The sequence below is a fragment of the Puia sp. P3 genome (assembly GCF_050632245.1).
In the GTDB taxonomy this organism is placed as follows: domain Bacteria; phylum Bacteroidota; class Bacteroidia; order Chitinophagales; family Chitinophagaceae; genus Puia.
Genome location: NZ_CP192583.1, coordinates 621052 through 634812, shown reverse-complemented (window position 1 = coordinate 634812; position 13761 = coordinate 621052). Strand labels below are relative to the sequence as shown.

Here is a 13761-nt window from a genome sequence, read left to right as displayed (position 1 = left end):
TTATTTATTATAGGGTTCTACGATCAGTCTGTAGCTGCCGCCTTTGAGCAGGGATGGATCGAAGTCGATCTCGATGGTCTTACTCTCGCCCTTGAATAAGGTAAAATAGTTGTCGTTCATCAGTGCCGGCAGCAGCCGCTCGCCATCGACAGCCCGCACCGCCTGAACGCGAACAGCAAACGCTACGGGCGAAGAGGGATTGTTCACTGTTGCGACGATGACGTCACGGTCACCGCGCGTCACCATCCGGGAACTAACCCGCAGCCGCGCCGGCGCCAGGCTGTTCAAGGCGGTATAGTCCCCCAACTTATTGCTTCTCCAGTAAAAATTATCCGATACCAGTCTGCCCTCCGCGTCCTTCAGCAAAAGTCGGATAAAATGTACATCGGGCAAGACAGGTCTTCCACCCTTATAAACTTCGATATCATACAATGAATAGCCGAAATGGGTCGCCCTTTTAACGCCCAACATCCGCACATAGCGAGCGGTCACGGGGGCAAACCGCACCTGCTCAACCCCACCCCTGCCTTCCAAAGTACGATAGATATCCGTCCATCGCGAGGCGTCGGATGAGACCTGCAATTTATATGCGCTCGCATAGGCGGCCTCCCAGTTGAGGGTCACCGCGGAGAATTGCGTTGGCTGCCCCAGATCGATATAGACCCATTCCGAATCCGAGTGTCGGCTGCTCCAGCGCGAACCGCTGCTGCCGTCGGATACAGCCGCGGCATCCGGCGCCTCGGGTGCACCGGAAGAGGCGAAGGCGGGCTTCTTATAAGCGAGGTTCTCCGTCGCAAAGTTGATATCAAAACAGCGCACCGCCGTATCAGCGGGAGCATTGACGGTGGCGTTCTTTCCATAGCGGGGCAGGACCCGGCCATCGGGGCCATAGACGATCGCTTCGGCGCGGAGGCCCGTGCGATCCGTGGGCGTAGTATTCACCACCTTGACGGAATTGTCGGCATAGCTCCACTGAATATGCAGCGGCTCGCAGGCCTTCTTCACTCCCCAGTAGGCGCCCGTCAGGTCGTAGTAGTAGTCATAGGTCTGCCAGACAAAACTCGGATAGGCCGGCTGGCTCATCCAGGTCATCACACCCGAGGCGTCGTCCCAGATATGGTGCTGCCAGCCTTCGTAGAGGGCCTTGTTGGTCTCGATGTTGACGAGCTGCGCCTTTTTGCAGTAGTCTTCGATGCCCGTAGCGACTCCATAGCCTTTGTTGATGGCGTCGTCGTAGCGGTCGGGTCCCGCGTTGGCAGCGGAAGGACCAAAGAAATGTTTGTTCCACATCTCGTTGATCGGCCAGGCCGAGCTATCCGGGATGAATTTTTTAAAACTCTCGTAGGTAGTGAATACCGCGGTACCGATCTCGGTCCTGAAACCCCAGCCTGGACTGCCGCCGAAGCCGCCGGGATATTTGGTGAAATACCAGGTCGGGTGAAAATTGGCCCAGGGCCCGCTGCCGGTGAGGGCATCGGAATGCGAGTTGGGCTGGTAGAGCCGGTCGCCGGCGTCATAGGTAGTAATGTCCTCGCGAAGCCAGCCGTTCAGCGGCGGCAGCGGATAGCCTTCGTTGTCCCCGCACCAGACGGCGATAGAGGCGTGGTTGCGCAGGCGTTTGATCTTCTCCACGGCGTTGTGATTGAACGCATCAACGTCGTCCGGCAGATTGGGATGCGAGTTGAGCCAGAAATCGTCCCATACCATGATGCCGTATTTGTCGCAGGCGTCGTAGAACTCTTCGTCGGTCGTGCTGCCGATCCAGTTGCGGATCATGTTGAGATTCATCTCGCGGTGCAGCCTGACCTTGAGGTCGTATTCGGCGCCCCGGCAACGCAGCATATACTCGCTCATGCCCCAGTTGCCGCCCCGGACGAAGATGCGACGGCCGTTGACGGAAATATGAAGCACACCGCCGAGGGTATCGTAGCTATATTTTCTTATGCCAAAGGAGATCGCCCGGCTGTCGGAGCCGGAAAAAGCCACCTTACAGGTATAAAGATTCGGTTCCCCGTACCCGTTGGGCCACCACAGCCGCGGGTTCTTAATAACCGTCCGAAATCCGATATCGGTATGCTCCCCGGCCCGCAGCCGCACCTTTTGCGTCACCACGATATTCCCCGGTTCGATCGTACAAGTGACGATGCCAGAGTCGGAGGCGCCTCCATGGTTATCCAGCCCAAGGCTAACAGACACCGAAGTATCGGCGCCAAGAGAAGTCCTGACCCGGGGATCGGCGATCCGAACCCCACCCGTAACTTCCAGATATATATCCCCGGTGATACCCTGCAACAGTCCCGGAACGGAGGGCATCCAGTCCCAGCTGTCGCTCGATATATAGGTAGGACTCGCGTGATTCGCGATTGGACGTCCGGGCCACCCCACGACAACCACAAGTGTATTTCGCCCGGCCGAAGCCAGCAAACCCGTCAGGTCAAAACAACCCCGGTCCATAAATCCGTCGAGCTGCCCGAGCCGGTGGCCGTTGACAAATAACTCTCCCCTCCTATTGATCCCGTCACAACGCAACCAAACCTTCTGGCCCGGCGTTATCGCGGGCGTTGCAAACTCCGTCGTGTAAACAAAGTCCCGGTCATATTTGCTCTTGTCGACCTTATAGATATTGTCCGCATAGTTGGGGTCCTTCTCGATACCCGCCTGAACATAGGAGGTAAAGACGCAGCCCGGCACCACCGCGGGGATCCATCCCCCGATAGTGCTATCCGCCGGCCTGAGCCGCCAGTTCGAAAGAGCGACTTTTTTGAGCTGTAGCGCTAACGGTGGCCCAGAGCAGCAGCACACCCATCCATTTGAAAATACCCATCATTATTTTGTTAAAGAGAATGGTTTATCGGAATCCTGAATGCCCCTGTCGTAGGCGGGGGTGTCGCTCATTTCGAAGCGAAGCAGGCCGCCGCGGAGGATGTCTTGGTGCCGGATAAAATTGTGCGTATAGGGGACGCCGTTGAGCGTCGCCCGGCGTATATAGACGTTTTGTTTGTTATTGCCCGCGGCCTCGATGGTAAATCGCCTGCCGTTGTCCAGCGATATCGTCACCTTCGGGAACACCGGGCTGCCGATGACCCACTGGTCGGTGCCGGGAGTAACAGAATAGATGCCCAGCGCGCTGAGGACATACCAGGAGGACATTCCGCCCTGGTCCTCGTCGCCCGGAAAGCCTTTCTCGCCGGCATTATAGAGCCGCTCCATCACGTCGCGAACGTGCTGCTGGGCCTTCCAGGGCTGGCGCGCGTAGTCGTAGAGATAGATCATATGCTGGATGGGCTGGTTGCCGTGGGCATACTGACCCATATTCGCCAGCTGCATTTCCTTCATCTCGTGGATGACCGTGCCATAGGTGCCGACCTTTATCGTTGAAGGCACGGTAAACACGCTGTCCATTTTCATGACAAATTTCTTCTCGCCGCCCATGATATTGATCAGCCCCTGCACGTCCTGAAAGACCGACCAGGTATAGTGCCAGGCGTTGCCCTCGGTGTAGGGCCCGCCCCAGTCGAGGGGATCGAAATTCGAAGTCCAGCGGCCGTCGGCGCCGCGACCGCGCATAAATCCGGTGGCAGAATCATAGACATTCCTGTAATTATACATCTGCTTGCCAAAGACGCCCGCATAAAAGGGCCGGCCGGTCGCCGTCGCCAGCTGATAGCCGCAGAAGTCGTCGTATGCATATTCCAGCGTCTGCGCCGTCGAGCCCTGGCTGGCGGGATATGACACATAGCCCAGTTCGTAGTAGTCCTTCCAGCCCTGCCGGCCGTTGGCTCCGCCCCAGGGCCCTTTATTGGTGGCCTCGTGCAGATAGGCTTTCAGCGCGGAGTCGGGACTAAAGGTCCTGATTCCCTTGACCCAGGCGTCCGTCAGCAAAGAAATGGCATGATTGCCCAGCATGCCGCCCGTCTCGCTCGGGAACGACCAGGCCGGGAGCCAGCCGCACTGTTGCTGTGCCGCCAGCAGCGCCTGCATATAGCGGCCCTCCATCGTGGGATGCAGGATCGTATTCAGCGGGAACTGAGACCGGAATGTGTCCCAGAAACCATTGTCCGTATACATATATCCGTCGTGGATCTTGCCGTCATAGGGACTATAATAGTACGGTTTGCCGTCGCGGCCGTATTCGAAGAACTGATGAGAGAATAAATTCGCGCGGAACAGACAGGAGTAAAAAGTAGCCCGCTGTTCTTCGGTGCCGCCCTCGACGAGGACGCGGTTAAATAGTTCGTTCCAGACACGGTGTGCTTCGGACCTGGTCTGGTCGAAACCCGCGAAACCACCCAGCTCACGGTCCAGTGTCAGCGAAGCCTGTTCGGGGCTGATATAGGAAGAGGCGATCTTTACCTGTACCACGCAGCCTCCGGGAAATCTTAGCCACGCGCCCCCGTCCCAGACGCCGGCCCCGGCGAAAGGCTGGTCGAACTCCATCACAAAATAGTTGCGAAAGCCTTGTGGTGCCCAGCGCGCGTTGTCGACCCAGCCGGCAACCCTCCTGTGAGCGGAGTCGATATTCATGCTATGATTCCTGATATACCCGTCCAGCACGAGCCAGCCATCGGCGCCGCGTGGATACGAAAACCGCATATGCGCCCCTCTTTCTGTCGGGGTCATCTCGACTTTTATAGAATCGTCGAGGGTCACGGTATAGTAGTCGGGGTTGCCCGTCTCCCTCGAATGATGAAAACCCGTAGCGCGGGCATTCTGGTCCGTGACGAGCCGGCCGGTCACGGGCATCAGGCTAAAGACCGCGTAGTCGCTGACCCAGGGGCTGCACTGGTGCGTCTGTCCAAAACCCCGGATAGTCGGGGCGCTGTACTGGTATTTCCAGCCTTCCCCGTTGGGGCCGGTCTGGGGGCTCCAGGCGTTCATGGCGAAAGGAAGAGCCGTCGTCGGATAGGTATTGCCGTAACTAAGACCAAAATCGCTGGCCGTGCCCTGCAGGGTGTTGGCATAGTGGACGAGGTCCTGCTCTACCCCCAGGCCTTGTTGGGCTTCGGCCCCATCTCGAGTTCGAGGACGCCGCCCGCGGCGAGGTCGGCATGGTCAAGCCAGCAGTTGGCCCAGGGCTGCCCGTTCCAGCGGGCGCTCTGGATGTATACGTTCTCCGGAGAGTTGTTGTGCGTGACAATGGTCAGCCGCTTCCCTTTATAATAGTGCGGGTCCAGGGCGATTTCGATCCTGCTAAAAACAGGACTCGTGATCTCATACCGCGTATCGCCCGGACATACGGGATGCAGCCCCGCGGCCGCCAGCACATACCAGGCCGACATCTGGCCCACGTCCTCGTTGCCGACCAGCCCTTCCACACTGTTGTGATAGGCGCGCTGGCAGATCCGGCGCGTCCATTCCTGGGTGAGCCAGGGAACGCCCAGGCGGTTGAAGAGAAAAGGCACGTGGTGTACCGGTTCGTTGGCGTGGTTATAATAATCGTTCCACAGCATGGAGGCGGGTGCTCCCTGGAAGAAACGCAGCAGGTCCGCGATCACGCTGTCCCGTCCGCCCATCAGCCGGACCATGCCGGGTATATCGTGCGGTACGAACCAGCCCTGCTGGTAGGGGTTGCTTTCGACGGTGCCGTAGAACTGTCTCAGCCGGCCTTCCGAAGGCCAGTCTTCCCAGGTGCCGTCTTCCTTTTTTGGCCGGAACCAGCGGTGGGTTGGGTCGAAAATATTTTTATAACTCGCCGCTCTCAGGGCATATTTTTCCTGGTCCTCGTTCTTCCCCAGCCAGCCCGCAAGACGCGAGAGACACCATTCGGAATAGGCATTCTCGAGCGTGTTGGAGATGACGAAGGGGAATTGCCATAGGAATTGCGCCGGTGGTCCTCTGGCTCGCAGATATCGCTCCAGCCACGGTCGCCGTTGCCAAAGCGCTCGCAGGAATTGCGCGCGTACTCGTAGGCCTTCTGAATATCATAGCCGCGGATGCCCTTGGCGTAGGCGTCGGCCAGCACGGAGACGGCGGGGTTACCGATCATACAACCTGTATACGCATTGAGCAGCTCCCACCGTTCGAAATAGTGCCGGCCGGTCTCGTCCGCGAGTTCGGTCAGCGAGCGCAGCTGCTCGTCTACTACGGCCGGATTGATGATCGTCTGCAGCGGCATCTGGCTGCGGAATACGTCCCAGCCGCTGAAGACGGTGCGGCGGACGCCCGGGCCCTTATGTATCTTACCGTCTCCTCCCTTATAACTACCGTCCACGTCCGATACGCCACGCGGGTCAATCATCGTGTGATACAGCGCGGTATAAAAGATCGTCTTCTCGTCCGTGGTTCCGCCTTCGACCTGTACCTTGCCGAGCGCTTCGTTCCAGCGGGAATGCGCATCGCGGCGCACCGCGTCGAAGTCCCAGCCCGTGATCTCGCTTTGTAGATTCAGACGGGCGTGTTCAATGTCTGTAAAAGAGATACCGGCCTTCATCAGCACCTGCTCGCCGGCCGCGGTGGCAAACTCCGTAAAAAATCCCAGATGCTTCCCTGTCATTTTCGACGGCCGGCGCGTGACGGTCGCCGCGGCCACCCGCTGCTGGTACCGATCGCTCTCCACGTCTTCTCTTTTACGCGACCATTCGTCCGGGATGTCCGCGCTCCAGACGCCCCAGTCCTTAAGGGGTTTGCTGAACTGCGCATAAAAATAGACGGTATAGCTGGCGTGTCCTTCGCCGTTGCCCCATCCTCCGCCCCCTGGTTCGCACTGCATATAACCCTCGATGCTGTGGTCGTCGACGACATGGACGGACTGCAGGGTCGAAGTCCCTCCTACCCTGCGCGCCAGATCGATCTGGATACGGGACGTATGACCCGCCGGGAACGTAAATCGCAGCATCCCGCTATGCGGCGCGGCCGTCGCCTCGGTCTTCACGTGGTATTTGGAGAGCGTCGCGGTGTAATAGCCAGGGCTCGCCTTTTCGGTCTGCTTGTCATAGACGGACCGGTAGCCGTCGTCTTCATGTCCCAGCTTGCCCGCGACGGTCTTCAGCGGCCCCGTGGTCGGCATCACGAGAAAATTTCCCAGGTCGCCGTACCAGCCGATACCGCTCAACTGTGTAAAGGCAAAGCCTTCGATCGACTCGTGTTCATAGCTGTATCCCGATCCGTTATCGCCGCCCGTGATCGTGTTGGGGCTGACCTGCACCATGCCGAAGGGCGTGGCCGCTCCGGGGAAGGTCTTTCCCAGGCCGTGACTGGCACCCGCCTTGGCGACGCTGGTACTGGCGCCGATAAAGGGGTTGACAAAGTCCGCCGGTCCCGCGGCGTGCCCCGGCGGCTGCCCCGGAGAGGATAAGGTCGTTAGTAAAAGGGAACAGATCGGCATGAAAGACATTTTCAGTTGTATCGTCATAACTTGTTCATTCTATAAGCCCAGCTGCAATCCGAGGTTGAGCACGCGCTGTGTCAGGTAAGCATCACCGGCAGAATTGCTGGCCAGCTTCGGGGTCGGACTGGTATTTTTTGCTGACGTTGCTCCACGTGAGCAGGTTGTAGGCGCTCAGGTAGATGCGGCCGTTGTTGATCTTTAGCGGCAGCCATTTCCGCGGGAGGATATAGCTGAGCTCGACGGTTTTCAGGCGGATATAGTGGGCGTTGATCACCCAGAAGTCGGAGTTGTACGAGCCCGGGCTGTTGATCGTGGATGGGTTGGAGGTCAGACGCGGGAACTCGGCGCTTGCAGCCGTAGCAGGCGTCCATCGCAGCTCGTGCAGCGGCTGAAACTGTCCTTTGAAGGGTTCGATGGCGGTCCCCGTCAGACCGAGGCTATAGCCAAATGCGCCCTGAAAGAGTACGCTCGCGTCGAAACCCTTGTACCGGACTTTGATCGGCATGCCGATGGTCGTGTTGGGCAGGTTGGGCTTCCCGATATTCGTAATATCGTTCTGGTCGATGATCCCGTCGCCGTTGAGATCCTTGTACTTCAGGTCTCCGGGCTGGATGGCGATTCCACCTACCGGCTTTGCCACCTTGGTATCCGCTACGTCCGCGGCGCTGTAGAAGCCGGCGAATTTATAGCCCTGGGGCTGGTTGATGGAATGGCCCGTTTTTGCCAGCCATGGGAAGCGCGGAGCAGCCTCCGCCATATACAAGATCTTGTTCTTCGCGTACGACCAGACGAGGCCGATGCTGTACTGCACCGCCCCGATCTTGTCCTGGTAGGTGATCGTCTCTTCCCATCCGCGGTTGACGGTGATGCCCACGTTCGACGGAGACACGCCGATGCCGAGGATCAGCGGGGTGTTGCCCGGCGTTACGAGCTGGTCATAGCGGTATTCGTGGAAATAGTCGGCCGAGAGGGATATCTTGTCATTGAACAGATTGAGGTCGAGACCGGCATCCCATTTCTTTGCTTTCTCCCAGGTGACATTATAGTTGCCCAGCGCGCCCTCGGAAATGACGCCGGCGGTCTGGTTGGTCTGGCCGAAGCTATAGGGATTCGCGCCCTGGATATAGACCTGGTTGTAGAGGTACTGGTTGCCGGGAGCGACGTCCGAACCCACCACGCCATAGGTCGCCCGAAGTTTCAGCAGATTGACGGAGGGCAGGCGCTTGCTGAAGAAGTCTTCGCGCGAGACGTTCCAGCCCACGCCGACGGCAGGGAAGAAGCCGTTCCTTTTATCCGCCTGAAATCTGTCCGAGCCATTCAGCGCGCCATTGAAATCGATCAGGTATTTCTGCTTGTAGTCATAGCCCAATTTCAGCGAATAGCCGCGATATTTCTGTGGCGCCTGGCCGCTGATCGGGAAGATGCCCGTCGCGTCCTCGTCGACGCGATAGCTCTCCTGATTCCACAGCAGCAGCGAAGAGACGTGGTGGTCGGCGCCGAACATCCGGTCGTAGTTGAGATAGATCTGTATATTGGTCCGCTGGTTGTCGAGGTCCGTATTGCCCAGGGTCCGGTACGTGCCATAGGTATAGCCGCCACTGCTGACGCCGGTATTCAGGTGATAGCTGAGATCTCTCGGGTCATAGTGATAGGTCGGCGGGAAACCGCGGAACAGGGTGAGCGTATTCTGTTCGACGCTGGCATAGGCGACGCGGCCGATCAGCGAGAGACCGCGGGTGATATCGTCGAGCTTCTCGGTAAAACCCATCAGGACGTTGAAGTCCGTGCGGCGGTTGCGGGTATAGCCCTGCGTCGCCAGCGAGGCGTTGATGGTCGGCAAGCTGGTTCTGCGTGTCGAAGGCGTAGGCATAGCTGCCGTTGGGATTGATAAAGGGCGCTGAATAGGGGTGTATCTTGGTGAAGTCGTAGATACTTCCGATGGCGTTCAACCCGTAGGGCTGGTTGATATCGCCGATACGAACGGTGGCGTCCAGCCGCAGGCTGAGGTTTCTGGTGGCCTGGATGTCGAGGTTGGACCGGACATTGTATCTTTTGTAGAAATAGTTGCTGTTGACGCCGTCCGAATTGGTGGAGAAATTCCGGATGGAACCGTTCTGGGTGAAGGCGCCGCCGCTGATAAAATATTTTACGTTGGACGTCCCGCCGGAGATATCGAGGTTGGTGTTCGCCTGCAGCGAATAGGGGCGCATGATCTCCTTGTACCAGTTGACGTTGGGATGCCCATAGGGGTCATTGTTGGCCTTGAAGGCGTTGAGGTCCGCCTGCGAGAACAGCGGGTTGAGGCCGTCGTTGGTATAGGCCTCGTTGACGAGTGTCGCGGTACGGTAAGCGTCGAGGAATTTCGGGGTGCGGACCGGAGCCCGGCCGCCGCCTTCGAGTCTCACGTCGAATTTCGGCTTGCCCGCGGCGCCGCGGCGGGTGGTGACGACGAGAACGCCGTTCGCTCCCTTGATACCATAGATCGCGGTGGTGCTGGCGTCCTTCAGGATGGAGATGCTCTCGATCTCGTTGACGTTGATCTGTGCCAGCTGTTCGTAGGTATATTCGATATCGTCGACTACGATGAGGGGGCGGTTGCCGTCGGGATTCAGCGAGCTGACGCCGCGGATGAAATAGTCGGAAGCGTCGTGACCCGGCTGACCCGAGCGCTGCTGGGTAAAGAAGCCCGGCAGTTTGCCCGCGAGTGCGTTCTGGACGCTGGAGGTCGGAACGTCGCGGATCTCGTCGGCGTTGATGCTGCTGACGGCGCCCGTGTTGGTGATCCTCTTCTTACGCCCAAAGCCGACGACGACGGTCTCTTCGAGGCCCTGGCTCGAGCGTTCCATCACGACCTGTATTTCGCCCGACTTTTTGACGGTGACCTCCTGCCGCTGGTAGTTGGTATAGGTAATGACGATGGTGCTGGTGTGCAGGACGATCCGGAATTTTCCGTGTTCGTCCGCCGCGACCTGATTCCTGGGCTGCGCCTTCTCCATGACCGTGGCGCCGGCCAGCGGGCCGTTGGCGTCCTTCACCGCGCCCGTGATGACCTTTTGCTGGCCGCCCGTCTGGCTGTGAGCCAGACCCGGAAGCAGCAGGATTAATAAAAATATAAAAAGCTTATTCATATAAAATAGTTTGGCGTGATTCTACCATTGGGGGTTTTGTTTCATCTGACCGTTCTTGATGACCTCCGAATAAGGAATGGGATAGAGGTACATCTGCGGGTCGCGGAACTTAGTCGTCAGCACGGGTATCGGATTGTAGAACAGCTGGCCCCCGCTGGACAGCTGGAGGTCGAGGCCCTGGAGGGGTGCGGCATTATAGACTGTCGCCGCGGTCTTCCAGCGCCGGATATCCCAGTAGCGCTGTTCTTCGAAGGCCATTTCGATCCGGCGTTCGTTGTGGATGAATTCGCGCATATCCGCCTGGGTCATGGCCTGTGGTACCCCGTAGGTATTGTCGGGGCCCGTCAGGATACCCGCCCGCTTGCGAAGGGCGTATAACACGTTGTAGACATCGGTGGTGGGTCCCGCCGTCTCGTTGGTAGCCTCGGCGTAGTTGAGCAGAACACCCGCATAGCGGTAGTAGATCCAGTCGTGGAAGGTCCCGGAATACGAGGGCGGGTTGCTGCTCACGCTCTCGAAGGCGCCCATAAATTTGCGCATATAGTAGGACGTTTTCGTCTGTTGTACGCTGCCGCCTGGTTTGTCGAGTCCGCCGTCGAAGGTCTGTACGCTTCTGTTCAGCCAGAGCGAACCGTTGTGAAAGACGGTGAGACTGAGACGGGGTCCCGGTGCGACCAGGGGTCGTTGGGGTTGAAATGGGCCTGCGGGTTGGTGATCGCGTATCCCGAATCGGAAGGGAAGGCGTCGACTAAGTTTTCCGTGGGGCTGGTTGCGCCGTTGCCGCCCTGCGAGGTAAAGCCTACGGGGGCGTTGGCCGACTCGACGCTGTTGGCGGGGCTGCCCAGCTGCATCCAGGCGATGGTCTCGGTGTTGGTGCCGACGGGCGCCGCCTGCGTGACAAAGACGTCGTTAAAAGATTTCATCAGCTGGTAATCGCCCTTGTCGATAATAGCCTTTGCGGCGTCGGCGGCGAGCTTCCAGCGGTTGGCGTCATAGCTGGTATAGCCGGTCAGCGGGTTGCTGGGGTCGATATTGCCGCCGTTGAACAGCGGGCTCGCCGCGTACAGCAGCACGTCGGCCTTCAGCGCCATCGCCGCGCCCTGTGTGATGCGGCCATAGGTGGTCGGGTTGACCATCGGGGCGGTGCGCAGGCTGTCTTTGATATTGTCGCATTCGCTGACGATATAGTTGACGCAGTCTCCAAAACTATTTCTCGGCAGCTGTACGTTGTCCGTGATCTGTCGGATGGTATCGCCGAGCAGCGGGACGCCGCCATAGCGTTTCAGCAGCTGAAAGTACAGCAGGGCGCGGAGCCAGCGGGCTTCGCTGCGGTAGGCTGACCGGGCGGGGTAGCCGTTGGGCAGCTTTTCGAGGAGTGGCACCCGGTTGATATAAACGATAAAGACCGTGGCGTTTCGGATGGCGGTGTAGTTGCGCGCCCAGAGGTCGTCGTTGTTGGGTGAGGCCGCAGAATAGGCGCCGGTGGCGATGGACTGCACCGCCGGTATGCCCGGGGCGGAGGATACCGCGTCGTCGGAGGCGGCATCGAGATAGGCGCCGCTGATGCGGTTGTGCCCGTTGTAGGTGCACTGCTGGTAGGTGGTCAGCAGATAGGCCATCGCCTGCTTGCCCAGCGAGTCACGGGTATCGAAGGCCAGGTCCAGCGTCTGCTGCTGGCCGAGCGGCACGCTTTCATAAGATTTTTGACAGGCGGCCGCTGTCAGGACTAAAAGTATATACAGCAATTTTTTCATGATCGTTAGAGTTTGACGGTGACGCCGGTGTTGATGACTTTTTGCAGCGGATAGGCGGGCATGGCGACTTCGGGGTCGACGCCTCTGTAACCCGCGTGCGTGAAGAGGTTCTGCGCGTTGGCGAAGACGCGGATGCCTCTTAATTTCAGTCTCCTGATCCAGTCGTAGGGAAGATTGTACGCGACGCTGACGTTCTTGACGCGGATATAGCTGCCGTCCCGCAGCCAGAAGCTGCTCGACGTGAACAGCGGCGAATAGTTGTAGCCGTTGCCGCCGGCAGTCAGCCTCGGGTAGCTCGCTGTCGTGGAGACCTCGGGTATCCATCGGTTGAGCGACTGGATATAGGCCTGCGAGTAGCCGTTGTTCTGGCCCTGGAACCCGGCGTCCAGATACGAATTGTTCACGTATTCGTCCCGGTCGGCGACGCCCTGCAGGAGCACGCTGAGCTCGAGGCCTTTATAGCTAAGCCCGCCCGTCAGTCCGTACCAGATGACCGGACGCTGTTTGCCGATGGGCGCGACGTCGAACTGGTCGATGACCCCGTCGTGGTTGAGGTCCTTGTATTTGATATCTCCCGCATGGGGCGCATAGCCCGCGATCGTCGCCGCGGCGGTCGCGTCCGCGGCCGTCTGGAAGATCCCGTCTGCGATGAGTCCGTAGCGCTGCCCTACGGGATGGCCCGTATGGACGTTCCAGGAATAGGCCTGGTACTGCTCGTCCATAAACAGGACCTTCGACTGCTGGACCGATCCGTTGGCGGTGAAGAAATAGTTGAGGTCGCCGATATGGTCCTGCCAGGTCAGCGTCAGCTCGCCGCCCTGATAGAGATCTATGCCGATATTCTCTACGGGATATCCGCTACCGATGAGCGCGATGCTGCGGCCCGGGTCTGCATGACGTCGAAATATCTTTCGTGATAGTAGTCGGCCGTCAGCTGCAGGTGGTTGTGTAAGACGGCGACGTCGAGGCCGGCGTCGAGTTTGTCGGCGCGTTCCCAGGTGGCATTGACATTGGCCAGCACCTGGCTCCCGGGGTTGCCCTGCTCGGCGAGACCTCCGCCATTGGGATAGTTGCTGCCGATGGGATAGGTACCCGCTACCGCGGAGAAATGCTGACGCCAGATATAATAGCCGTAGTAGTCGACGTTGGCGTTGCCGGTGCGGCCGTAGGTGACGCGTAGCTTTAAATTGTCCAGCCATTTGGACTGACCTTTCAGGAAGTTCTCTTTAGCCAGATTCCAGCCGAGACCGCCCGCGTAGAAGAGTCCGTACTGGTGACCGGGCGCGTACCGGTTGTACCCGCTGTAATTGGCCGCGCCTTCAACGAAGTATTTCTCCCTGTAGTTATAGGCTGCCTTACCCGCGAAATTCGTCATCTGCGACGGGATATCGTAGTTGAGCAGGACGTTCTTCTGGTCGAAGAAGAGCATGGCGCTCACCGCGTGCTCACCGAAATTACGGTCATAGCCCGTAGACAGCTGTACATAGCGGTAGCGGGCCCAGTCCGTGTTGGTAAACGAATTGCTCTGGTTGACGGTGTTTCCGTAGCGGTG

General features: G+C 58.8%; 8 protein-coding genes and 1 pseudogene. All 9 read right to left on the bottom strand.

What is annotated here, in order from left to right; all coding sequences use genetic code 11:
• Window positions 1-2802, bottom strand: coding sequence for a discoidin domain-containing protein (locus tag ACQ86N_RS03685; RefSeq protein WP_431213997.1), 2802 nt, complete (start codon window positions 2800-2802; stop codon window positions 1-3).
• 24 nt (window positions 2803-2826) lie between these two features.
• Window positions 2827-4989 carry a GH92 family glycosyl hydrolase gene (locus tag ACQ86N_RS03680; RefSeq protein WP_431217973.1) on the bottom strand — a complete coding sequence of 721 codons (2163 nt, stop codon included), beginning with the start codon at window positions 4987-4989 and terminating at the stop codon, window positions 2827-2829.
• Window positions 4980-5735, bottom strand: a complete 756-nt coding sequence (locus tag ACQ86N_RS03675; protein ID WP_431217972.1) for a glycoside hydrolase domain-containing protein — start codon at window positions 5733-5735, stop codon at window positions 4980-4982. The genes ACQ86N_RS03680 and ACQ86N_RS03675 overlap by 10 nt, the downstream gene beginning before the upstream one ends.
• A complete protein-coding gene (locus ACQ86N_RS03670; protein ID WP_431213996.1) occupies window positions 5699-7324 on the bottom strand; it encodes a GH92 family glycosyl hydrolase in 1626 nt (541 codons plus the stop codon). The genes ACQ86N_RS03675 and ACQ86N_RS03670 overlap by 37 nt, the downstream gene beginning before the upstream one ends.
• A 91-nt stretch (window positions 7325-7415) precedes the next feature.
• A complete protein-coding gene (locus ACQ86N_RS03665; RefSeq protein WP_431213995.1) occupies window positions 7416-9197 on the bottom strand; it encodes a SusC/RagA family TonB-linked outer membrane protein in 1782 nt (593 codons plus the stop codon).
• Window positions 9198-9312: 115 nt separating this feature from the next.
• Window positions 9313-10323: pseudogene (locus ACQ86N_RS03660) on the bottom strand (TonB-dependent receptor plug domain-containing protein); the annotation flags it as partial.
• A 153-nt stretch (window positions 10324-10476) separates the two neighbouring features.
• Complete coding sequence (locus ACQ86N_RS03655) at window positions 10477-11076, bottom strand: RagB/SusD family nutrient uptake outer membrane protein (RefSeq protein ID WP_431217971.1); 600 nt, start codon at window positions 11074-11076, stop codon at window positions 10477-10479.
• Window positions 11073-12209 carry a RagB/SusD family nutrient uptake outer membrane protein gene (locus ACQ86N_RS03650; RefSeq protein WP_431213994.1) on the bottom strand — a complete coding sequence of 379 codons (1137 nt, stop codon included), beginning with the start codon at window positions 12207-12209 and terminating at the stop codon, window positions 11073-11075. The genes ACQ86N_RS03655 and ACQ86N_RS03650 overlap by 4 nt, the downstream gene beginning before the upstream one ends.
• 5 nt (window positions 12210-12214) lie before the next feature.
• On the bottom strand, window positions 12215-12931 hold the full coding sequence (locus ACQ86N_RS03645; protein WP_431213993.1) for a hypothetical protein: 717 nt from the start codon (window positions 12929-12931) through the stop codon (window positions 12215-12217).
• Window positions 12932-13761 lie beyond the last annotated feature (830 nt).

Bases quoted from the DNA above. Each gene is read 5' to 3' on its own strand.
- ACQ86N_RS03650 (WP_431213994.1), bottom strand. From the start codon at position 12,209: ATGAAAAAATTGCTGTATATACTTTTAGTCCTGACAGCGGCCGCCTGT.
- ACQ86N_RS03645 (WP_431213993.1), bottom strand. From the start codon at position 12,931: ATGGACGAGCAGTACCAGGCCTATTCCTGGAACGTCCATACGGGCCAT.
- ACQ86N_RS03670 (WP_431213996.1), bottom strand. From the start codon at position 7,324: ATGCCGATCTGTTCCCTTTTACTAACGACCTTATCCTCTCCGGGGCAG.
- ACQ86N_RS03665 (WP_431213995.1), bottom strand. From the start codon at position 9,197: ATGCCTACGCCTTCGACACGCAGAACCAGCTTGCCGACCATCAACGCC.